Origin of the sequence: Mesorhizobium sp. Ca11 (assembly GCF_020165275.1) — a bacterium.
Lineage (GTDB): Bacteria > Pseudomonadota > Alphaproteobacteria > Rhizobiales > Rhizobiaceae > Mesorhizobium.
The window spans coordinates 92,572-115,778 of sequence record NZ_JAIUHU010000011.1 but is presented as its reverse complement, the minus strand read 5'-3'; the positions used below and the strand labels follow the sequence as shown (position 1 = coordinate 115,778).

Genomic DNA, 23,207 nt, shown 5'->3' with positions numbered 1-23,207 from the left:
CGTCGACGTGTCAGGATCGACCTCGTCGAAGCCTAGCGCAGCATGAGCACGCTGCATTCAGCGCCGGCTTCCGCCGCCGGCGCAAAGGGCTCGCGCACGATCAGGCCGTTGGCGTCGGCGAGCATCCGCAGCATCGAGGAGTCCTGGATTCCGAAAGGCGTCGCGACCAAGGTGCCGGCGTCCTCGCGCACGACGGCGCGCACATAGTCCTGCCTGAGGTCGTTGGCCCGCATCGCGGTGCCAAGCTGGGCCGTTCGCATATCCTGATGGTGATCGCGGCCACCGAGCCGGGCAAGCAGCGGCTTCAGGAAGAGTTGCGAGCAGACAATGCTTGCCACCGGATTGCCCGGCAGCCCGATGCAGCGGACATTGCCAAGCCGGCCAAACATCAGCGGTTTGCCGGGGCGCATGGCGATTTTCCAGAAATCGAGCTGCATGCCTTCGCCGGTCAGCACGCCATGGACGAGGTCGTGGTCGCCGACCGAGGCGCCGCCGAGCGTGACGATGACATCGGCGTCCGCCTCGACCGCTTTCCGGACCAGCGCGGCAATCGCCTCCTGGCGGTCGGCGGCGATGCCGAGATCGAGCGCGAGCGCGCCGACCGACTGGGCGGCGGCGGCAACGCCGTAGGCATTCGACGAAATGATCTGGTCAGGGCCGAGCGCGCTGCCCGGCGGCAGCAATTCGTCGCCGGTGGCGATGATCGCGACCAGCGGCCGGCGCACGACGCACAAGGCTGGGTGGTTGGCCGAGGCCGCCAGCGAAAGGGCCGCCGCATCGAGAACACGGCCCTTTTCGAGCAGCACGTCGCCCTGGCCGAAGTCGAGCCCGCGGCGGCGCACATTGCGTCCTTCCGCGGTCGGCTCCGTCACTTCGATTCTGCCATTGCCGAGATCGCGGACGTTTTCCTGGATGATGACCGTGTCGGCGCCCTCCGGCAACGGCGCCCCGGTGAAGATGCGCACGGCCTGGCCTTCCCCGACGGTTCCGGAGAAACCGCGCCCGGCAGGCGCCATGCCGATGACCTCGAGCAGCGCCGGCGCCGAGGCGACATCGCAGAAGCGCGCGGCATAGCCGTCCATCGCGGAGGCATCGAAAGGTGGCTGCGTGCGCAGCGCGACCACCGGCTCGGCCAGCACGCGACCCGCCGCGTCAGCCAGCGGAACGCGCTCGCCCGGCAGAGCCGTCACGCCGTCGAGCAGGCGTTCGAGCGCCTCGGTGACCGGGAGCAAGGCCATTATGAACCTGCCTTGTAGTCGCCTGATTTGCCGCCGGTCTTCTCGACCAGCCGGACACCGGAAATCACCATCCCGCGGTCCGCTGCCTTGGCCATGTCGTAGATGGTGAGGCAGGCGACTGAAGCGGCGGTCAGCGCCTCCATCTCCACGCCCGTCTTGCCGGTGACGCGGGCGAGCGCGGTGACCTTGAGACCTGGCAAGGAATGGTCCGGCTCGATCTCGACGCCAACTTTGGTCAGAAGCAGCGGATGGCAGAGCGGGATCAGTTCGTGCGTCTTCTTTGCGGCCATGATGCCGGCGATACGGGCAGTCCCCAATACGTCGCCTTTCTTGGCGTCGCCGGCTAGGATCATCTCCAGCGTTTCCGGCTGCATGGAGACGAACCCTTCAGCGACTGCCGTGCGCGTCGTCTCGGCCTTGTCGCCGACATCGACCATGTTGGCTTCGCCTTTGGCGCCAAGATGGGTAAGGGAGGCCATCCTCAAACGGCCTCGGCACGCGCCTTGCCGGTGAGCAGCAGTTGCGTAGCGGCGGCCACGTCGGCCTGCCGCATCAGGCTCTCGCCGACCAGGAAGGTGCCGATCTTGCTCTTCTCCAGCCGGCGGCAGTCCTGATGCGTGAAGATGCCGCTTTCGCTGACCAGCAGCCGATCCGCCGGCACCATGGCCGCCAGCCGCTCCGAGACGTCGAGGCTGGTTTCAAAGGTTCTGAGATCGCGGTTGTTGATGCCGATCAGCCGCGACGAAAGGCGAAGCGCGCGTTGCATTTCGTTTTCGTCATGCACCTCGACCAGAGCGTCCATGCCGAGCTCGAAGGCGGTCGCTTCAAGGTCCCTGGCAAGCGCGTCGTCGACGCTCGCCATGATGATCAGGATCGCGTCGGCGCCCCAGGCGCGTGCTTCGTAGACCTGGTAGGGATCGAACAGGAAATCCTTGCGCAGAGCCGGCAGGCGCACCGCTGCCCGAGCGGCTGTCAGGAATTCGGGAGCGCCCTGGAAAGACGGGGCGTCCGTAAGCACCGAAAGGCAGGCGGCGCCACCTTGCTGGTAGGCCTGTGCCAATGACGGCGGATCGAAATCGGCGCGGATCAGGCCCCTGGAAGGGCTGGCCTTCTTGATCTCGGCGATCAAAGCGAAGCCGCCATCTCGGCGCTTGGCTTCCAGCGCGGCAAGGAAGCCGCGCGGCGGCTCGGCGTCCCCGGCCTTCGTCTTGATCTCGGCGAACGACACGGCGAGCTTCGCCGCGGCGATCTCTTCACGCTTGTAGGCTTCGATCTTGCGCAGGATATCGGACAAGGGTCTATCCGTTCGAAATCTCGATGAGCTTGTCGAGCACCGCAAGCGCGCGGCCGCTGTCGATCGCTTGCGCCGCCGCCGCGATGCCGTCGGCCAGCGTCGTCACCTTGCCGGCCACAACCAGCCCTGCGCCGGCATTCATCAGCACCGTATCGCGATAGGCGCCGGCGGCTCCGCCAAGCATATCGCGCAATTCCTTGGCGTTGTAGGCCGCGTCGCCGCCGCGCAGCTCTTCTTTTGTGTGCCGCTTCAGGCCAACGGCTTCCGGCGTCAAGGTGAAGCTGCGAATCTCGCCGCCGGCGAGCTCCGCCACCTGGGTCTCGCCGGTGGTGGTGATCTCGTCATAGCCGTCGCCATGGACGACCCAGGCGTGATCGGCGCCCAGCGCCTTCAGCGTCTCGGCCACGGGCATGATCCACTCCGGCAGGAAGACGCCGACCATCTGGCGGCTGACGCCGGCGGGGTTCGACAGCGGCCCGAGCAGGTTGAAGATGGTGCGCGTGCCGAGCTCGACGCGGGTCGGCCCGACATGCTTCATCGCCGGATGATGCGCCGGCGCGAACATGAAGCCGACACCCACCTCATGGATGCAGCGTCCGATCGTCTCCGGCGGGATGTCTATTCTGACGCTCAGCGCCGTCAGAACATCGGCGGAGCCGGTCAGCGAGGACAGGCCGCGATTGCCATGCTTGGCGACCGGCACGCCGGCCGCGGCAATGACGAAGGCCGAAGCGGTCGAGATGTTGACCGAATGCGAATTGTCGCCGCCGGTGCCTACGATGTCGATGGCGCCTTGCGGCGCCTCGACGCGCAGCATCTTGGCGCGCATCGTGGCGACCGCGCCGGAAATCTCGCCCACCGTCTCGCCGCGCACGCGCAGCGCCATCAGGAAGCCGCCGATCTGGCCGGGCGTCGCGTCGCCCGACATAATGATGTCGAACGCCTCGCGCGCCTCCTCGAAGGAAAGCGCGGTGCCCGTGGCGACCTTGGCTATGTGTGTCTTGAGAGCGCTCATCGTGTCTGTGCTTGCGAAACCGCGTTCGGATCGATGCGAACGTCATATTGCGACTGCAACTGCGCCACCAACTGGTCGAGCAGATCGTCGGACATGCCGGCGCCGAAGGATTTCTGCGCGTCGTCCGGCACCGCGCTGCCATCGGCGCCTGCCGGCTCGAAGACCTCGGCGACCTTGAACAGGATCTGGCCGTCGCCGGTGGGCGAGGGGATCAAACCGGTACCGCCTTCGCCGACGCCGAACATGGCCGCGGCGCCCTCCTTGCCAAAATCGGCATCGTCGGCTTCGCGCTTCAGGCCGCGCTTGGTCTGCTTCTCGAGCTTGAGCTCGCCGGCGATGACGTCGAGCGCGGTGCCTGCCTTGAGGCGCTTCTCCAGCTCCTGAGCCTTGGCGTCGAGCCGCTTGTCGGTCTCGGCCTCCGTCCAGTCGGCGACGACCTTCTTGCGGACCTCATCCAGCGTGCGGTCGCGCGCCGGCGTGACCGACTGCACTTCGTAGAAGACGAAACCGTTGCCGGCAGTCGTCAGGCCTTCGTTCTCGGTATTGGGCTCCGCCGCGAACACCGACTTGATCAGTTCGGCCGATTCCGGCAGGTCGTTGACGATCGTGCCGTCCGGCCGCTGGCCGGTACGGTCGATGGCGTCGATGGTGACGACCTTGAGCTTCAACTTCTCGGCGGCCTGGACCAGCGAGGCGCCCGAGGCGCGGGTGTCCTCGTAGCTGTCATGCACATCGAGCAGGATGCGGCTTGCCTCGCCAAGCGCCAGGTCCTTGCGGATCTGGCCGGACACTTCCGACAGCGGCTTGACCACCTGCGGCTTGATCTCGGTGACGCGCAACAGCACGGGACCGAAGGCGCCCTGCACGACCTGGCTCACCTCGTTGGCATTGAGCGAGAAGGCGGCATCGGCCACCGCCTTGTCGGCGATCTTGTCCTTGGCCAGCGTGCCGAGCAGCGTGTCGGCCTGCGTCTTGCCTTCGGCGGTGACGAGCTTGTCGAAGGTAGCGCCAGCCTTCAGCGAATCCAACGCGGCCTTGGCCGCATCCGGCGTCTTGAACACCAGCTGCTCGATGGTGCGCATCTCGGGCGTCGTGTAGCGCGCGATGTTCTTGTTGTAGTCCTCGCTGATCTGCTGGTCTGTCACCGCGGACGGATCCATGATGTCCTGCGGCTCCAGCCGGACATAGGAGAACTTGCGGTATTCCGGCGCGGCATAGTTCTTCTTGTTGGCCTCGAAATCGGTTTTGAGGGCACTGTCGGACGGCGCCTCGATCGGCTGCACCAGCGTCTTGGGCAGCACGACATAGTCGATCGTGCGATCCTCGCCGCGATAGAGAGAGACCGCCTTCAGGAAGGTCTGCGGCACCTTGAGGCCGTCGGAGATCGCCTCGACGATCTGCTGGCGCACGGCCACCTGCGAGCGGTTTCTGAGATAGTCCTCGGGCCGCATGCCGAGCTGGCGCAGCAGATACTCGAAGGTGCGGCGATCGAACTGGCCGCCGGGGCCCTTGAAGGCCGGATCCTCGCGCGTCAGTTCGGCCAGCCGATCCTTGGAGAGGCCTAGCCCCAGCTTGCGCGCCTGTTCGTCGAGCACTGCGCCCGAAACGAGTTGCGCCAGCACCTGATTGTCGACACCGAGCAGCTTGGCCTGTTCGTGGGTGACGCGCTGGCCATATTGCTGCGACAGAAGGCTGAGCTGGCGGTCGTAAGCGAGGCGGTACTCGTTGATCGAGACCTCCGTGCCGCCGGCCGTGATCACCGCGTGATGGCCGCCCAGCACGCCACCCACCATGCGCGTGGTCGCGCCCCAGGCGAGGAAACTCACCACCAGCAAGGACAGCAACGCCTTCGCGACCCAGGTGCCTGCCGCGCTTCTCAATATACCAAGCATGCATACTTCCGATTTTTGCGCATTTTCGCGTGCGCCGAGTCTGAAACAAGCGCAATAGCGCCCTTCCGGCCCACTGTCGATTGCTTTGTGACCTGATTTTGGTAGTGAGGGCGCTGCTTAATGTCGCTCGGAGAACGCGCCCCATGACCCCTGGAATCCGCCCGCTTATCGCCGGCAACTGGAAAATGAACGGCACCAGCGCCTCGCTCAACGAGCTGCGGTCGATAGGCAACGGGTTCATGAGCGGGCTCGACGCGGAGACCGAAGCGCTGGTGTGCGTGCCGGCGACCTTGCTGCAGCGCGCCGCCGAGATCCTGTCGCGCACGCCGGTGCGTGCCGGTGGAGAGGATTGCCATCCCAAGGAGAGCGGCGCCTTCACGGGCGAGATTTCGGCCGAGATGCTCAAGGATGCCGGCGCAAGCCACGTCATTGTCGGTCATTCCGAGCGCCGCGAGCTGTTCGGCGACGACGATGCAATAGTCCATGCCAAGGCGTCGGCGGCCTGGCGGGCAGGGCTGGTGGCCATCATCTGCATCGGCGAGACGCGCGCCGAGCGGGAGGCGGGCGCCACGCTTGATGTCCTGTCGCGCCAGCTTGACGGTTCCGTGCCGGCGAGCGCCACCGCCGCCAACACCATCATCGCCTATGAGCCGGTCTGGGCGATCGGCACCGGCCTGACGCCGACCGCCGCCGATGTCGCCGAGGCGCATGCGCATATCCGGGGCAAGCTGACTGCGCTGCTCGGCGATGCCGCGGCCAGGACCCGCATTCTTTACGGCGGCTCGGTCAAGCCCTCCAACGCGGTGGAACTGCTCGGCGTCGACAATGTCGACGGCGCGCTGGTCGGCGGCGCCAGCCTGAAGGCAGCCGACTTCCTGGCCATAGCGGAAGCTTATATGAACATGGCTTAGCCTGCGTTGATTTTCAGGTGATGCCGGCCTGCGAACGATGGTTTCCTGCGCTTCCGGTGCTCACGTACTTTAGTACGCTCCGCTCCGGTTCTCGGAAACCGCCGTTCTCGGCTCGGCCTGACCTGAATCTCAACACACCCTAGCCGTCTCCCAGGCTCACGCGGCTAAATCGTTGTAATGGCCGCATTGGTTCCCATATTCCCGGCCACGGGCTTGGAAATGCCGCCAAAGCATTGTAAGGAGCCGCCTCCAAATCATCGGTCGTATGCGCGCTCGCGCAAGGCCTCGCCAGGATAAATTATGGAAACCGTACTGATCGTCGTCCACCTCATGGTCGTGCTCGCCCTCGTCGGCGTGGTGCTGCTGCAGCGCTCCGAAGGCGGCGGCCTGGGCATCGGCGGCGGTTCCGGTTTCATGACCGCTCGTGGCGCCGCTAACGCGTTGACGCGCGCCACCGCGATCCTGGCGGCAGCCTTCTTCGTGACGTCGTTGGCGCTGTCGATCCTTGCCCGCTATGGCGAAAAGCCGATCGACATCCTCGACCGCCCGGCAACGTCCAGCCAGGGCAACGGCGTGCTCAACCAGCTGCCGGGATCGAACGGACCGGTGGGCAGCTCGCAGCCCGCAGCCCCGACCGGCGGCTCTGCTCCCGCGGCTCCGGCTGGCGGTGCGACGAGCACCACGCCGCTTGCCAACGGCGCCACAGCGCCGGCTCCGGCCACAACGCCTGCTCCGGCGCCCGCGAATCCGAGCACCGCGCCGGCGACCAACGGCGTCACCTTGCCGGTCACCCCTCAGGTTCCGAACCAGTAGCCGGACAAGCACTGCCGCGATCTGTTGTTCTTTGAACACAGTCGCGGCAAATGCGCGCCCGATCACCAAGATTCAACCGGGCGTGGCGCCTGCCTCAGCTTGAGGCGATGACAGCTAATCGATTATAGATTGCGCGCGGCACTTTTGGCGTCCTTGGGGGACGCCGGGCGACGCCGTGGGCAACACGCATTGAACGATCGGATCTTCGCCATGCAGCTTCGCAGCTTCATCATTTTGGGAGTCTGTGCCGTCCTCGGCATGGGTTCCGCGGCCCTTGCCGGACCGGCAACTAAGGTCTCCTCCCCGTCGGTAGAGAAAACCGACGCCATTCCCGTTGCCGCCGCCAAGAGCGACGCATCGCAGCTGAGGCTTCTCAAGAAGAAGAAAAATCCGACCTCGGACGATCTCGCGCAGATCGGCAAGCTCGAGGCCAAGATCGCCGCCGACAAGCAGGCGGCAAACGATAAGGCGCTCGAGGCTCGCAAGATGGCGATGCGCGAGGCCGCCAAGGCCAAGGCTGACGCGGCGCGCCAGGAATGGCTCGCCAAGAAGGGCACTGCCGCGACGGCTGAGGTCGCCGATGCCAAACCGGCCAAGAAGACCACCAAGATCATCGCGCCGCTGGACCCGGTGGCGCAGATCATGCCGGTCAAAGCCGAGGAGCCTATCCCGGCTGAGGTCATGAACATCACCGCTACCGGCAACAATGGCGAGTTGCGCAGTGAGCAGCCCGGCCAGAAGCAGACGAGCAGCGGCGGGCTGTTTGCCGGCCTCTTCGGCGGCTCGTCGGTGACCTCGATCAGTTACCTGCCCGAGACCCGTGCGCTTGATTCGGCGCTGGCCAAGAAGGCCGCCAAGCGGCCGTTCAAGGTGAAGCCGGAATTCGTGCCGCAGGACGTCACGTTCACCGGTTATGAGCCGGGCACCATCGTCATCGACACCAGCGCGCGCCGCCTCTACCTCGTCGAGTCGTTTTCCACGGCACGCCGCTATGCCATCGCGGTCGGCCGCGAAGGCCTGCAGTTCAAGGGCACGGTAGCCGTCGGCGACAAGCAGGAATGGCCGCGCTGGATACCGACGCTCGACATGCAGAAGCGCGAGCCGAAGCATTACGGCCAATACAAGGACGGCATGCCCGGCGGCGGCGAGAACCCGCTCGGCGCGCGCGCCATCTATCTCTATGACGGCAAGAAGGACACGCATCTGCGCATCCACGGCACAATCGCGCCGCAGTCGATCGGAACCAGCGCCTCCAATGGCTGCTTCCGCATGATCAACGAGCACGTCATGGACCTCTACAGCCGCGTCAAGATCGGCACGAAGGTTGTTATTATCTAAGGCTTTCCGTCAAACTGCCGAAAGGGCCGGCATCGCCGGCCCTTTTGTTTTGACTGAATCCAAGCCCGTGCGGGCCCCGTCGCCATTTTGGGAAAAAGCCTTCGCGGCGGTTTTTTCTCTGGCGGAATCAATCAGGCCGCGTTAAGCGATGACTCCCATGGCGCGATATGTATTCATCACAGGCGGCGTGGTTTCCTCACTCGGAAAAGGCATCGCCGCAGCAGCTCTTGGGGCTCTTCTGCAAGCGCGAGGCTATCGCGCGCGGATCAAAAAGCTCGATCCTTATCTCAATGTCGATCCCGGGACGATGTCGCCGTATCAGCACGGCGAAGTGTTCGTGACCGATGACGGCGCCGAGACCGACCTCGATCTCGGCCATTACGAGCGATTCACCGGGCGCTCGGCGAACCAGCAGGACAACATCACCACCGGCCGCATCTACAAGAACATCATCGAGCGCGAGCGGCGCGGCGACTATCTCGGCGCGACTGTGCAGGTGATCCCGCACGTCACCGACGAGATCAAGCATTTCGTACTGGACGGCAATGACGACTACGATTTTGTGCTGTGCGAAATCGGCGGCACGGTCGGCGACATCGAGGCGATGCCGTTCCTGGAAGCGATCCGACAGCTCGGCAACGACCTGCCGCGCAACAACGCCGTCTATGTGCATCTGACCCTGATGCCCTACATCCCGACGGCCGGCGAACTGAAGACCAAGCCGACGCAGCATTCGGTCAAGGAACTGCGCGGCATCGGCATCGCGCCCGACATCCTTTTGGTGCGCGCCGACCGGCCGATCCCGAAGGAGGAGCGCCGGAAACTTTCGCTGTTCTGCAACGTGCGCGAAAGCGCCGTCATCCAGGCGCTGGACGTGCCGCATATCTATGACGTGCCTTTGGCCTATCACCAGGAGGGCCTCGATTCGGAAGTGCTGGCGGCCTTCGGTATCGACCCGGCGCCGAAGCCCCGCATGGAGCCGTGGCAGAAGCTTTCCAACCACATCCACAATCCGGAAGGCGAGGTGACGATCGCCATCGTCGGCAAATACACCGGCCTCAAGGATGCCTATAAATCGCTGATTGAGGCGCTGTCGCATGGCGGCCTCGCCAATCGCGTCAAGGTCAAGCTCGACTGGATCGAAAGCGAGATCTTCGAGAAGGAAGACCCGGCGCCGTGGCTGGAGAAGGTGCATGGCATCCTCGTTCCCGGCGGCTTCGGCGAGCGCGGTTCGGAAGGCAAGATCCTGGCGGCAAAGTTCGCCCGCGAGCGCAAGGTGCCTTACTTCGGCATCTGCTTTGGCATGCAGATGGCCTGCATCGAGGCGGCCCGCTCTCTGGCGGGTGTCGACCATGCGTCGTCGACCGAGTTCGGCCCCACCGACGAGCCCGTCGTCGGTCTGATGACCGAGTGGCTGAAGGGCAATATGCTTGAGAAGCGCAGGGCCGCAGGCGATCTCGGCGGCACGATGCGGCTTGGCGCCTATCAGGCCGAGCTCGCCAAGGGCTCGAAGATAGCGGATATCTACGGCGACACGCAAATTTCCGAGCGCCACCGACATCGCTACGAAGTCAACATCGACTACAAGCAGCGGCTCGAGGATTGCGGCCTGGTGTTTGCCGGCATGTCGCCCGACGGCGTGCTGCCGGAAACGGTCGAATATCCTGACCACCCATGGTTCATCGGCGTGCAGTATCACCCCGAACTGAAGAGCCGCCCGCTCGACCCGCATCCGCTGTTCGCGAGCTTTATCTCGGCTGCAGTGGATCAGTCGCGGCTCGTCTAGGCGTGCTGATATTCAGGTGAGGCCGGCCTGCAAATGGCGGCTTCCTGCGCTTCCGGTGCTCACGTACTTCAAGTACGTTCCGCTCCGGTTCTCGGAACCCACCATTTTCGACTCGGCCTGACCTGAATCTCAGCACGCCTTAGCTCCGGCCTGCGTGCCAGCTATGCGGACCGTAATGCAAACTTATGTCGCGCTGCTCTACAGCATCATCCTGGGCGAGGGGCGGCGGGTGGTCATGTCCGACCTGAAGGCCATGGCGGAAAGCCTCGGGCTGAAAAACGTCCGCACGCTGGTGGCGACGGGCAATCTGGTGTTCGAGGCGCGCACAGGCGAGCTTTCAAAGCTCGAGGGCCGGCTGGAAAAGGCGTTCGAGAAAAGCTTCGGCCGGCATGTCGACATCATCGTGCGCCGTGCCGAGGACTGGCTGAAGCTTGCCGCCGCCAATCCGTTTCCGGGCGAATCAGCGGACACGGCCGATCAGGTTGCGGTGCGCGTGATGCGCGAGCCGCTGCCGGCGGACACCGTCGAGGCACTCCAGGCCTATGCCGCCGCCGACGAAAAAGTATTCCTAGTCGACGGCGATATCTGGCTTGTCTTCTCGCGCGAGCGGCCGAGCTCGCGGCTGCTTGCCGCTGCCAATCACAAGCGCCTCGGCATCGGCACGTCGCGCAACTGGAACACGGTGCGCCGTCTGGCGGAGTTGGTAGGCAGTAGGCAGTAGGCAGTAGGCAGTAGGCAGTAGGCAGTAGGCAGTAGGCAGTAGGCAGTAGGCAGTAGGGTGGCATTCTCTATTGCCTAAGCCCTACTGCCTACTGCCTTGTTTCAGGCCTTGGCGGTCCTTGCCCCGGCGCCAAGCGCCATGGTGCGCAGCACGTAGTAGACGGCGCCGGCGATCGCCACGCCAAAGAACCAACCATAGACGCCCCACCAGGACGGCAGCCAGTTGGTGAAGTTAGGCAGGATCGAGGAGAAGATGGCGCCGATGCCGGCTGCGATGAAGGCGTTGACATGCCACCCGCTCTGGAAACGGAACTCGCCGTCTTCGCGATAGAGTGCTTCGACGTCGACTTCGCTTTTGCGGATCAGGTAGTAGTCGACCATCATCACGCCGAAGATCGGTCCCATCGTCGCGCCGATGACGTTGACGAAGGAAGCCGCACTGCCTTCCCATGGCGCGAAGGGATAGAGCACCAGCGCGATCAGCGCCGCGATGTAGCCGCCCTTCTTGAAGTCGATCTGGCGCGGGAAGACGTTGGAGAAATCGAAGGCCGGCGAGACGAAATTCGCCACGACGTTGATGCCCAGCGTCGCCACCGCGAAGGTCAGTGCGGCAAGCGCGGCCAGGAACCAGCTGTCGAACTTGGCCGAGATCTGGTCGGGATGCAGCAGCACCTCATGATAGACGTCGTAGGCGGCGATCGTGGTGACGCCGGCGACCAGCGAGAACAGAATGAGGTTGACCGGCAGGCCCCAGATGTTGCCCTTGCGCAGTGCCGCATTGTCCGGCGCATAGCGGGCGAAGTCGCAGAAGTTGAGATAGAGCGCCGAGAAATAGGTCACCCAGATCGCTGCCACCGCGAACAGCGCGGTCCAGGACCCAGGCTCGCCCGGAACGCCGGCATCCTTGGTCTTGTCCAGCAGCACATCCATCGGGATGTCGCTGGTGAAGGCGAAAGTGCCGGACTTCACGCAAAGAAAAATGGCCAAGATCAGCATCATGACCCAAACGGCCGGGCCGGCCCAGTCCTGGAAGCGGCGGACGGTCTCCATGCCCTTCTGGATGATCAACAACTGCAGCGCCCAGATGATGATGAAGCAGATCACCTCCAGCGTCGAGTGTCCCAGAAGGTGCGAGCTCTTGTTGAACTCGTCGAACCATTGCAGGCGCGTCAGCAGCGCCACGATCGCGCCCGACGCCGCGGCCGTCTGGGCGCCGTACCAGAAGCAGGCGACGATCGCCCTCACCAGCGCCGGGACGTTGGCGCCCCAGATGCCGAAGGAGGCGCGGGCAAGCACGGGGTAGGGTACGCCGGTCTTCACGCCTGCATAGCCGACCATATTCATCAGCGCATAGATGATTAGCGAGCCGATGCCGATGGCGATGATGAAGTTGACGAAGCCGCCGCAGAACAGAAACAGGCTTGCCGCTAGGTAGTAGCCCCAGAGGCTGTGGACGTCGGAGGTCCAGACATTGAAGATCGAAAACGGTCCCCAGTTCCTGACCGTTGCGGGAGCCAGATCCTCATTGTAGAGGTCAGGCGATGCGCCTTGAATGGTCATTGCAAGTGTTCCCCTTTTTGTAAACGCGCCCTCACGCGTTGACCGCGGAGGTTAAGCCTGACGCAGGGTAACCGGCAAGCAACCCATTTGCCGGCTTTCGCCTTAAAGATATTCAATGAGAATCGCCGTTATCCGGCGGCTCCAGGCCTGCATTGGCTGAGTCGCCAATTGATTTTCGCGCATGTCAGGCGCGGGCCCGCGTTTCGAACTTTTTCCATCGGCAACCAAATTTGTTTGGAACCGATTCGCGGGACGTGCGTTTATTGCGGTTCGACTGCGCTGCGGTCGACCGGGAGGATAATTATGGATCGCTTGCATTTCTTTACCCCAGTGCGAATTGCGCGTGGGCAGGGATACCCTGTGGAGGAAGTCGATAGCGTCTCCGAGGCGATGGTGTTCCTGCGGAAGTGGCCAACGGGACGGCGCGGCCCGGTTTATCAATGCGCCCTGAATTGCTGCGCGGCGGCACTGTCGGGCAAGATGTCGGCCGAGGAAGCGCGCAAAGCCTTTGTCGGCTTTGCCCGCATCACCCGGCTGCTCGACGACGACATGGCGCTGCCGCTGGGCGGCGCATCGATGGACAATGTCCACGCCCTGAGGCGCTAGCGCCGTCACGCCCGCGCGGCTGCGCCTGACAGATGCGACGATGAGGCGTCGGCTTATGGCCGACGTCGCTGTACTGTCGTCGGCTCAGTTTTCCTTGAAAGAGCGTGTGAGCGAAGCCTGCACCGGGGCCAGCATATAGTCGAGCAAAGTGTGCTCTCCCGTCATGATCATGACCTCCGCCGGCATGCCGGGAGACAAGTGCACGTCATGCAGCTCTGCGAGATCGGCGGTGTCGACTTTGACCTTGGCGAGGAAATAAGGCTCGCCGGTCTTTTCGTCCGTCAGCCGGTCGGCCGACACCGATGTGAGCAGGCCATGGATTTGCGGCAGATGCCGGCTCGGGTAGGCCGACAACACCACGCGAGCCGGCATGTCAGGATGTACCACGTCGATATCCGCCGGTTTGATGCGTGAATCGATGACCAGATTGGGCTCGTTGGGAACGATATCAAGCAGCGCCTGGCCGCTTGCGATCACGCCCGATTCGGTCGTTATGCGCAGGTTCATCACCGTTCCGGCGATTGGCGCGACAATGTCGGTCCTGGCCAGCACATCCTGGCGCGAAGGCAATTGGCTGCGCAGTTCAGCCAGGTCCCCTCGCACTTTTGCGAGATCCTCATTGGCGCTCTCGCTGTCCTGTTGGCGCAGATTGAGGAGTTGGAACTCGGTCTCGCCGATCTGCTGGTCGTTGTGTGCGACTTGCGCGCGGTTCGACGCCTGATTGGCGCGGATCTCGGCCTGGGACCGCTGCAGCGCCAGTATCCGCGGCAGCCGTTCCAGTCCCTGTTTGTACATTTCCTGCGCTGAGGCGATCTCCTGGTCGATCAGCCTGAGCTGCTCGGCCTCGGCGGCAATCACCTCCCTCGATCCTGTACTTTGCTCCTGGATTTGCGCGATGCGCTTGTTGAGGATTTGCGTGCGCCCTGCACGGGTCGCCAGGCGGCTGTCGAGCAGCGCCTGTTCCTCGGCTACCACCTTTCGCGCCGTCTCGCTGTCGATCGATGTCAGCTCCTTGGGGAAGGTGATCCGGTCCTGCCCGGCAAGCTCCGCGACCAGGCGCGCTTCGGTCGCCAGCAGTCGGATATAATGGCCTTGCAACTCGTCATAGCGACCTTGGGCGTCGGTCGTCTTCAGGCTGATCAGCACCTGGCCGGCGCTCACCTTGTCGCCTTCCTTCACGTGGATCGCGCCGATGATGCCGCCCTCCAGATGCTGGACGGTCTTGCGGTAGCCCTCGGGGCTGACAACGCCGGTGGCGACGACGGCGCTTGCCAGAAGGGCGACGCTTGACCATGCGGCGGTGCCGCCCGCGAAGACGATCGCCGACACATAGCCCAGCATGCGCGCTGGCCGCGTCCGTCGGTTCAGGTCGCGGCCGCTGGCGCGGAGGGCAGGTGACCGCCGCCGGACCAAGCCTGAAATCAGCAGCAGGACGAGCACGCCGGCGGCCGCAATCATTGTGACGCGCGTCGGCTGGTTCAGGCCGCGGAACGAAATCGATGCCGCGGCGACCAGATCGCCTGCGGAAATGGACAGTCTGTCCGCCAACGCGCCCAAGCTATCCATCAGCCTGTCCAGCATCGTCGAGAAGTCGCCAAATCGATCACCGCCCATGGCTCACTCCCCTGCCTTCCGGTTTGCTGGCGCATTGGCGGCGATCTTGTCCCGTATGGCCGCCGGCACCGGGATGCGCCTGGGCTGGCCTGCCAGCGCGCCGAGCACCTCGTCGCGCGTGCCGAACATCGAAAGGGATCCGTCGCGGATGAGGGCGATATGGTCGGCAGTGCGCAGAAGATTGGTCTGATGGCTGATGACGACTACCGTGCGGCCCCGCTCCTTGAGCTGCCGGAGCACGTTGAACAGCGCCACTTCGCCTTCGCCGTCGAGGCCGGTGTTCGGCTCGTCGAGGACGATCAGCGGCGGGTCACCGAATAGCGCCCGGGCCAGCGCGATGCGCTGGCGCTGGCCGCGCGATATCCGGGCCCCATGCGGTCCGACTTCGGTGCGATAGCCGCTCGGCAGCCGCAGGATCATTTCGTGGATGCCGGCGAGTTGAGCCGCGGCTATGACCGCTTCGCTGTCGACGTCACGCAGGCGGGCGATGTTCTCGGCGATCGTTCCAGGGAACAGCTCGACCTGCTGCGGCAGATAGCCGATATGCTGACCGAGTTCCTCCGCAGGCCAGTTCCAGACCTCCGCGCCATCCAGCCGGACGTGGCCGAGCGAGGGCCGCAGCGTGCCGACAATGAGACGGCAGAGCGTGGTCTTGCCCGAGCCGGATGGGCCAATCACGCCGCAGGTCTGGCCGGGTTCGACGCCGAAGCCTATCGCGTTCAGCAGCGCCTGCGACGTCCCTGGCGCACAATAATGCAGGTTTTCGAGCTTCAGCCGGCCTTGCGGGCGGGGCAGGCTGACGCCGGCTGTTTGCATCGACCTGGTCTCGGCGAAAAGCTTCATCAGGTTGCGGCGCGCGGTCCGCGCGCTGACCAGACTGCGCCAGGCGCCTATCGAGCGCTCTATCGGCGCCAGCGCGCGGCTGAGCAGGATGGAAGCCGCGATCATCGAGCCGGGTGTCAGCTCGCGACGCAGGACGAGATAGGCGCCGAGCCCCAGCACGGCCACCTGAAGGGCGAGACGCAGCGAACGCGACAGGCTGCCGATGATGGTGGTGCGCTGTAAAATCCGGGTCTGGATGTCGATCAGCGATTGCTGGTTTTGCTCCCACCGCCGCAGGGCCGGCTCGGACATGCCGAGCGAACGCAATGTCTCGGCGCCATCGATGAATTGACCGACGGCGGCCTGGCTGCGACGCAGTCCCGCTGCCGCATCCTGGCCTTTGCGGCGGGTGAGGAAATCGTTGGCGAGCGCGGCGCAGAACAGGAGCACGGCGCCGGCAAGGCCGACTACACCCAATGCCGGATGCAGAAACCACATGAACGCCAGGAAGACCGGCGTCCAGGGCGCGTCGAGGAAAGTCAGTATGCCATCGCCGGCAATGAAGCCGCGCAGATCGCCCACGTCCTTCAGGCCGGTTTCGAGGTTGCTGCCGGCCAGGCGCGCCTCCATGGCGCGTTCGATCACCGGAACGCTGAGCTGGTCGTCCAGCCACTGGCTGATATGCCCGAGCATCATCCGGCGGGCGTGTTCCAGCAGGCCATAGACGGCGATGGCGCCGATGACGGCAAGGGTGAGCCATAGCAGCGTGTCGATCGACCCACTGGACAGCACTCTGTCGTAGATCTGCAGCATGTACACGGTGCTGGCGAGCAGGAGGAGATTGGTAAGCAGGCTGAAGAGAAGGAGGGCGGGCACCTGATGGCGGGCCAGATGCATCACTTCCTGGAATTGTGGCCTTGGCTGCATCACGGATACCCCCCGCTTCGATGCCGTTTGTCAGTGCCCGGCCCCGGCATTGAATTGGCACCTGGGCCGGTGTCGTTACGGGGGCAGCATCGGCTGCCCCCGTAAGGTCAGGCGTCAGGCGATGTCGACCAGAATGTGCTGCACCGCTGTCGTGTCGCCATCCGCGTCCGCGATCTGGACGCCGAAGTCGAGGTGCGCGTCCGGTGTCGTGGTCTGCGTCGAGGTGAAGCCGAGGTCCACGATCTTCAAGACGTCGTTGTCCGTCGGGTCCCAGTTCACCAATGTGGTTTGAGAGCTGCCGCCACCTGAGCCAGTGGCTCGGTTCAGGTCGATCGCCGTGCCGTCGCCGATGATCCCGTTACCGGACTGCATGATCTGTGCACCCTGGATCACCCAGTTCTCGCCGACACCATTGTAGTCGTTCCTCTCGATGATGATGAGGCCGTCGTTGTTATCGAGTGGGAAGTCGGCTGCGTATGCGGTAGGCACCTGCCCCATTTTGTAGATGTCGGCGTTCTCGATGTAGATCGCCTTGGTGGTATGCACGCTGCTGTCCGTGCTGCTGACGAGTTGAAGGATGACCATCAGGTCCTCACTGGTGCCGATCCCGTCGAACTTGATGGCCATGTCGGCGGCCGTCTGGCTCGGGGTGATGCTCTCGGTGCCGATGCCAGGGCTGGTGTCGAAGAACCGCAGCGTCAGCAATTCGCCTTTCTGGATGGTGTCGCCAGCGACCCCGTTCGTGCTCTGGGTGGCAGACACCCAGTCCTCGTGGTTGTTGGTGACCAGATCGCCAGGGTTCCACGCGGTGTCGGTGGGTGTCGCGTTGTCGCTGTCGCCGGTGGAGTTAAGACCGAACTTGATGGTATTGGTGACCGAGTTCGCCGTGAACTGCACGAAGAAGTCCCGGTCGGTCGTTTCGGGAGTGCTGTCCGCCTCGAAGAGCTTCTCCACCACAATGTTCGGGTGGCCGACATTGCTCGTGGGCTCCTTGGATAGAAGCTCACTGGTGTGCAGGATGTCTTTGGTGAAGCCCTCCACCGCGTCGTTCAAGGTGATGGTGTAGGTGTCAGCAGTCTTGTTGAAGACTAGGGTACCGCCCGCCGTGGCCGTTTGGTCGCCGGCCGTATTCGGGTCGCTGTCGTACGAGATTTGCCAGTTGAACGTTGCCTGGGTGGCGTCTTCCGACTGGAGCGTCGCGGACGAGCTAATGAACGGCGTCTGCGTGTTGGGGACAAGACCTGTGAGGTTGCCACCAAGGCTGAGCTGGATGCCGGCAGCCACGACGTCCTGGTCGACAAAGTCCGAGTGCGTGGTGTCGTAGAACGCGGCTGGGTGGGCATCCGCGCCAACATCGTAGCCGAAGGCCCCGGTGGCCGACGCGTTGAGCGTGTTGGCCAGCGTCTCGTGCTGGATACCTGGGGTAACGGGATCCCCGTCGAACGGCACCGTGATCGTCGGCCCGTCGTCCTTGAAGACGAGGTTCTGGCCGATGTTGAGTGTGGCCGCCTGTTGATCGCCGTCCTTGTCGATGATGGTCGCGGTGAGTTGAATCAGGTTGTCCGCGTCCAGCGTCTTGCTCTCGTCCGGGTCGCTGGTCGGATGGACCACTGCCCGGAGCTGATCCAGGGTGACGCTACCGGTACCGCTAACGGAGACTGTGAACACAAGGTCGTTGCTTGTGGCGGTGCGACCTTCGATGATGGCACCATTGAGCGAGAGGACGACCGCCTGGCCGGATAAGGTGTCGGTAAGTCCGGTCGAGCCCGCTGTAAAGCCGAGCGCATAGGTCACCGTGCCGGCTCCGTCTGCCCCGAAGGCCGAGCTGAAGTTCGCTGCAAAGCTCTTGGTGTCGTTGGTCGTAAGAACCGTGTCATCGACAGTCAGCGTCGGCTCGGTGCCGGTCGTCGAGATGCTCGGCCCGTCGTCCTTGAAGTTGAGATTCTGGCCGATGTCGAGGGTGGCCGGTGCGTGGTCACCGTCCTTGTCGGTGACGGTCGCGGTGAGTTGGATCAAATTGTCGGCTGCCAGAGTCTTGCTCTCGTCCGGGTCGCTGGTGGGATGGACCACCGCGCGGATCTGATCGAGGGTGACGTTGCCCGAAGCGTCGACAGAGACCGTGAACACGAGGTCGTTGCTCGTGGCTGTGCGACCTTGGATGGCGCCGCCACTCAGCGAGAGGACGACAGGCTGCCCAGTCGCGGTGTCGACAAGTCCGGTCGAACCTGCCGTAAAGCTAAGCGCGTAGGTCACCGTGCCCGCCCCGTCTGCCCCGTAGAGCGGGCTGAAGTTGGCGGCAAAGCTCTTCGTGTCGTTGGTGCCAAGAATCGTCTCGTCAACGGTCAGCGTCGGCTCGGTGCCGGTCGTCGAAATGCTTGGTCCATCGTCGTTGAAGTTGATGAAAGAGCCGACTTGTTCGTTGTAGGCGTTGGCCACGTTCCCAGCAAAGTGCACTTCCTTGACGTCGAAATAGTCCTTCTCCGTGTCGATATTCTTGATGGTGAATCGGTCGAACGTTCCGCCCGAGCCGCCCGCGGTCGTGAAATCGACGGTCACGCCCTCGCGGACGTTGTGCAGGACCATTCCGGTGCCGCTGAGATCAACTGTTATGCCCAGGGCGGCGGCCGTCGTCGCGACGCCGTTCAGCTTGAACGTCACTCCGGTGATATTGATCTCGGTATCGTTGTCGTCACCCGGCAACACGGAGCCTTTCGCGTTGTCGTTATTGTTGTAGGCGTGGACCTCAATATCGGCCACGGTGTTGGTGGGTGTGGACTGCGAGATCGAGAAACCTGCGCCGGAGACGTTCTCGATGTGGTCGGTGTAGTTGGGCGCGAGCGGCGTGTCGGTAAAGTTCTTGCCAGCGCTCTGGGTGCCGCCATTTATCAGATCGATCTGAAGCTCACGGCCGAAGCGTACATCCTGGGATGAGACGCCCAGGCCTTGCGTGCTGACGTTGACTTCAGCCTGCACCCCATTGTCGTGAGCGGTGACAAGGATCTTCTGTGAGCTCGCGACGTCGGCGTCGAGGATGTACCAATTGTTGTGTCCGGGAGGGGCGTCGCCAAGCTGGCTGAAATTGAGCACGGTCGTTCCCGTGACCGATGCGAACACCTTGTTGAGCAGATCGATTTGGTCGTTCGGGTTGGTTGCATCCGGATGGAACAACGGCACATATTGAACCAGGTACAGGTCTGCATTGGTGGCGCTGGTGCTGGCCAGCCCAAACGAGAAGGCGAGTGGACCGGTCGGGGCGGGCATGGTGGCCGCGTTTGAGGTCCCAATGACGCCGATCACAACGTTTGGGTGAGTTTGATCTTGGAACAGCCAGACATAATTGCCATCGACCGTCCGGATGCCGCTGTTCACGCCGACGGTGGTCGAAAACGGAGTTCCGGAGGCATTCTGCGTGAGAATAACCGAGGTGATGGTTTCGCCCGCATTTGCCGTGGCGATCACGAAGTCGCTCTGGAAGGCGACCTCGGGTGAGGCCAGCCCTCCCGGACCGTCGAGGCCCAAGAGATAGGTAAGCGTGTCGTTGGTGCTGTGCGGCGGAAGGGCCGGGTTGATGTCGTCATCCTGCGGGCCGGTGGTCTCGTCGATGATGATGTCTTGAGCTGTGATATCGAGTGCCATTGGAAATTCTCCCTGGTTTCAATGCGGCAGCGCGATTTCAGCCCCAACGCTGGCAACCGGCCGCACGGACGCGCATCCGCTGGCCAGGCCAGCGCTACGCGCCACCGTTAAAGAAAACTGGAGTGGTGAATTGACTCTCAGGAGGGGTAGAGGGGGTTCGGAGGAGCCGCCGCTGATCCTCCGCTCCTTGCCCCGTCAGACATTGCTGGGGGGATGCGTCCTGTGCGCATCGGCAATCCGCCCACGGCGGGCGCCGAAGATAAATGATGAGGGCATACTAACCGCCCCTCCCCAACAGGCATGACTGCCTGCACGCCTCCACTGCTCATATTATGAGCAGCTAATGTTTACTCTTATTTGTGGAAAATTAAAACTGGACTATTGATTTTTTAATAACTATGTGACTGTGGAAAATGGTCCCTCTCGAAATGGGACTTATGTCCCTGTTCATCGAAGTATCTGAAAATAAAAGAGAATGCGGTATATTGCACTGACAGATTTGATTATGACAGGGACAAACAGCATTGAATAGGCTTATGCAGACGACGCTCGCCATAGCACCAATGATGGATCGGGCAGATAGCTAAGTAATATCAGATGGTTGCGGGCAGCCGTGTGCAAAAATCGCACACAAACGTTCTGCTTCTCTTCTTTTTTCGTTCCCACGACGGAGCCGCCGACAGTCCCATTCGGACGCTCTCTTGCCGCCGATGTTGGCCGTTCCATCGCGAATGTTCGCTGCGATATCCATGGGCCTTAAAGTCCGATGCGGCATCCAATTTCCCTGGGGTTCTTGGAACTTTCGGAATCTGGGTCGCACCTCAGCCCGAATTGCGGGTGCTTATGGACAAAGCGGGGTATTAGGTTCGGTTTTTGGTCGGTTTGTAAGGCACCGGCTTATGATATGGGCGGTGTTCGGATAGCGCGCTTCATCACACATTTCCAATATGAACGACAGCTTTGCGCCTGATTTCGGTCATTCTAGTAGTGCCGTTCGCCCGCCAAAAGCGGACATCGCTGGTGCTTTGGATTTGGGCGAGTTTGCGCCAACATTGCTCGTTCAAAGTGGCCGCTACAATGGCGGCTGCTTGGTGGCATTCTTGACATTCGCTCAAACGAGACGTGCGCCTCGCTTTGCATTAACTACTGACCAAACGGCACGTCATCTGTACGCAACTAGAGCAACTATCCAATGACGATTGCCACAACGCCTCATGTGCAATAGGCCTTTGCCGGAAAAAGCAGGGGAGGATTGCCGTGCCAGGAACAGCCCAGACATGGCGTGTCGGCATCCTTTTTTCGCGCAGCGGCATCACCTCGGTCACCGAAAGCGAGCATTTCTACGGCACAGCGCTTGCAATCGAAGAGATCAATGCCGGCGGTGGCGTACTGGGGCGGCAGATCGAGCCGATTGCCTACGACCCGGGCAGCGACCCCGAGAGGTTTCGGTCGCTCGCCCGCAAGCTTTTGACCGAGGACGATGTTAACGTCATCTTCGGCTGTTCGATGTCGGGCAGCCGCAAGGCCGTGCTGCCGATCGTCGAGCGCTACAATGGCCTGCTCTGGTACCCCTCGATCTACGAGGGTTTTGAATATTCCGAAAACGTCCTCTACACCGGCGCCACGCTCAACCAAAACACCTTCGCGCTTGCCGACTTCATCCTGCAACGCTACGGGCCGCGCGTGTTCATGGCCGGGTCCGACTACATCTACCCGCATGAATCCAACCGGGTGATGCGCGACCTGCTGGAATGCAGGGGCGGCACCATCGTCGAGGAACAATATGTGCCGCTCGATGCCGACGAACCCCGGATGCGACGGCTGATGGCCGACATCGAAAAGGCCGGGCCGGACGCCGTCTTCTCGACGGTGATCGGGCGTAGCGCGCAGATCCTTTACAGGCTCTATGCCGAAGCCGGCATCGACCGGACAAAGCGGCCGATCGCCAGCCTGACGCTCGCGGAAGGCGAGATCCGGGTGATCGGGGCCGAACATTGCACCGGCCATGTGCTGGCCGCGCCTTATCTGGCGAGTGTCGACAGCGACGAGAACCAGCGCTTTGTCGGTGACCTCGCCCGCCGCTTTGGCGACAGGACAACCGCGACCATGTGGTCGCAAACGGCCTACACGCAGGTGCATCTGTTCGCTCGCGCGCTGGAGAAGGCGGGAACCCTCGACACATTCCGCCTCAGCCAGGCGGCGCTCGAAATCGACTATGCGTCGCCTGAGGGAAGGATGATGTTCGACCAGGAAAACCGCCACGTCTGGTCGACACCGCGCATCGGCATCGCCAACGCTGCTGGCCAGTTCGACATCGCATGGCAGTCGCAGGCGCCGATCCGGCCAGACCCTTATCTCGCCGCCACCCATTTCGAGGAGCCGTGGCTGTAATGACGGCGACGCTCAAACGCATCCTCAACGATCTGCGGCAAGCGAAGATCTTGGTCATCCACCCCAAGGACGAGGATGGCGCTGCCCTGGTCGATCACCTCAGGCGGTTGGGTTGCGAGGTCCGGGCGGCGTGGCCGCCGCCGGCGTCGATCCCGGGCGATATCGACACGGTGTTCGTGCAGGTGGGCGAAGCGCCGACCGATGCGATGGTATCACTCATAGAAGGCGTGAATGCAGCAGTTGTCGCCATCGTCACCTACGAAAGCCCGACTTCGATCAAGGCGATCATTGACCTCAACGCCCATGGTGTCATCACCAAACCGCTGCGACAACTGGGCGTGCTAACGCAATTTGCGCTGGCCCGCTATCGCTACGGCTACGAGGGGCGGCTGGCCAACAAGGTGCGCAAACTGGAGGATACGCTGAAAGGTCGCCGCACGATCGAGAAGGCGGTCAGGGTGCTGGTCGAGATGAACGGCGTCGACGAGGAGACTGCCTACAAGCTCATCCGCGATCAGGCGACATCGAAGCGGGTGGCGCTGGTTTCTGTCGCCGACGGCATCCTCGCGGCCCAGGAAGCGATGCGGGCTTTCGGCTTCGGAATTGCCACGCAAGGCAATCAGAAACAGCCGAACGATCGATAG

General features: G+C 63.1%; 17 protein-coding genes. 8 read left to right on the top strand and 9 right to left on the bottom strand.

Annotation, left to right across the window (positions count from 1 at the left end; translation table 11 throughout):
* Positions 1-32: 32 nt before the first annotated feature.
* The 5 genes from glp to LB538_RS20020 are packed head-to-tail and all read right to left on the bottom strand — an operon-like array spanning position 33 to position 5,439.
* Complete coding sequence (gene glp / locus LB538_RS20040) at positions 33-1,238, bottom strand: gephyrin-like molybdotransferase Glp (RefSeq protein ID WP_224528692.1); 1,206 nt, start codon at positions 1,236-1,238, stop codon at positions 33-35.
* Entirely contained in the window at positions 1,238-1,717 is a 480-nt protein-coding gene (moaC, locus tag LB538_RS20035) for a cyclic pyranopterin monophosphate synthase MoaC (RefSeq protein ID WP_095765374.1), read from the bottom strand. Before moaC ends, glp begins: the two co-directional genes overlap by 1 nt.
* Positions 1,718-1,719: 2 nt before the next feature.
* Positions 1,720-2,532, bottom strand: coding sequence for an indole-3-glycerol phosphate synthase TrpC (trpC, locus tag LB538_RS20030; RefSeq protein WP_224528685.1), 813 nt, complete (start codon positions 2,530-2,532; stop codon positions 1,720-1,722).
* 4 nt (positions 2,533-2,536) lie between these two features.
* A complete protein-coding gene (gene trpD / locus LB538_RS20025; protein WP_224528682.1) occupies positions 2,537-3,547 on the bottom strand; it encodes an anthranilate phosphoribosyltransferase in 1,011 nt (336 codons plus the stop codon).
* Positions 3,544-5,439 carry a peptidylprolyl isomerase gene (locus tag LB538_RS20020; RefSeq protein WP_224528679.1) on the bottom strand — a complete coding sequence of 632 codons (1,896 nt, stop codon included), beginning with the start codon at positions 5,437-5,439 and terminating at the stop codon, positions 3,544-3,546. Before LB538_RS20020 ends, trpD begins: the two co-directional genes overlap by 4 nt.
* A 143-nt stretch (positions 5,440-5,582) precedes the next feature.
* Here LB538_RS20020 and tpiA point away from each other — a divergent pair, with 143 nt between their 5' ends.
* From tpiA to LB538_RS19995, 5 genes are all read left to right on the top strand, one after another.
* Positions 5,583-6,350: a triose-phosphate isomerase gene (tpiA, locus tag LB538_RS20015; protein ID WP_224528677.1), complete on the top strand. Its 768-nt coding sequence runs from the start codon at positions 5,583-5,585 to the stop codon at positions 6,348-6,350.
* Between the two features lie 300 nt (positions 6,351-6,650).
* On the top strand, positions 6,651-7,163 hold the full coding sequence (gene secG / locus LB538_RS20010; protein ID WP_224528672.1) for a preprotein translocase subunit SecG: 513 nt from the start codon (positions 6,651-6,653) through the stop codon (positions 7,161-7,163).
* 210 nt (positions 7,164-7,373) lie between these two features.
* Positions 7,374-8,501, top strand: a complete 1,128-nt coding sequence (locus tag LB538_RS20005; protein ID WP_224528671.1) for a L,D-transpeptidase — start codon at positions 7,374-7,376, stop codon at positions 8,499-8,501.
* Between the two features lie 148 nt (positions 8,502-8,649).
* A complete protein-coding gene (locus LB538_RS20000; protein WP_140542386.1) occupies positions 8,650-10,287 on the top strand; it encodes a CTP synthase in 1,638 nt (545 codons plus the stop codon).
* A gap of 175 nt (positions 10,288-10,462) precedes the next feature.
* Entirely contained in the window at positions 10,463-11,008 is a 546-nt protein-coding gene (locus tag LB538_RS19995; RefSeq protein WP_224528668.1) for a DUF1697 domain-containing protein, read from the top strand.
* 101 nt (positions 11,009-11,109) lie between these two features.
* Here the strand turns inward: LB538_RS19995 and LB538_RS19990 are convergent, their stop codons facing one another.
* A complete protein-coding gene (locus tag LB538_RS19990; RefSeq protein ID WP_224528664.1) occupies positions 11,110-12,567 on the bottom strand; it encodes an NCS1 family nucleobase:cation symporter-1 in 1,458 nt (485 codons plus the stop codon).
* Positions 12,568-12,870: 303 nt separating this feature from the next.
* Between LB538_RS19990 and LB538_RS19985 the strand changes: the two genes are divergently transcribed.
* Positions 12,871-13,173, top strand: coding sequence for a DUF982 domain-containing protein (locus tag LB538_RS19985; RefSeq protein WP_095765383.1), 303 nt, complete (start codon positions 12,871-12,873; stop codon positions 13,171-13,173).
* A gap of 84 nt (positions 13,174-13,257) precedes the next feature.
* On the opposite strand, the gene LB538_RS19980 is transcribed toward LB538_RS19985, so the two are convergent.
* The 3 genes from LB538_RS19980 to LB538_RS19970 form a co-directional block, all read right to left on the bottom strand.
* The gene (locus tag LB538_RS19980) at positions 13,258-14,787 is read right to left on the bottom strand and encodes an HlyD family type I secretion periplasmic adaptor subunit (RefSeq protein ID WP_224528659.1); all 1,530 of its coding nucleotides are present in this window, start codon (positions 14,785-14,787) and stop codon (positions 13,258-13,260) included.
* 3 nt (positions 14,788-14,790) lie between these two features.
* A complete protein-coding gene (locus LB538_RS19975) occupies positions 14,791-16,536 on the bottom strand; it encodes a type I secretion system permease/ATPase (protein WP_224528639.1) in 1,746 nt (581 codons plus the stop codon).
* A gap of 114 nt (positions 16,537-16,650) precedes the next feature.
* Complete coding sequence (locus LB538_RS19970; RefSeq protein ID WP_224528638.1) at positions 16,651-20,172, bottom strand: DUF5801 repeats-in-toxin domain-containing protein; 3,522 nt, start codon at positions 20,170-20,172, stop codon at positions 16,651-16,653.
* 1,257 nt (positions 20,173-21,429) lie between these two features.
* Here LB538_RS19970 and LB538_RS19965 point away from each other — a divergent pair.
* Entirely contained in the window at positions 21,430-22,563 is a 1,134-nt protein-coding gene (locus LB538_RS19965; RefSeq protein ID WP_224528636.1) for a transporter substrate-binding domain-containing protein, read from the top strand.
* Entirely contained in the window at positions 22,563-23,207 is a 645-nt protein-coding gene (locus LB538_RS19960; protein WP_224528634.1) for an ANTAR domain-containing response regulator, read from the top strand. Before LB538_RS19965 ends, LB538_RS19960 begins: the two co-directional genes overlap by 1 nt.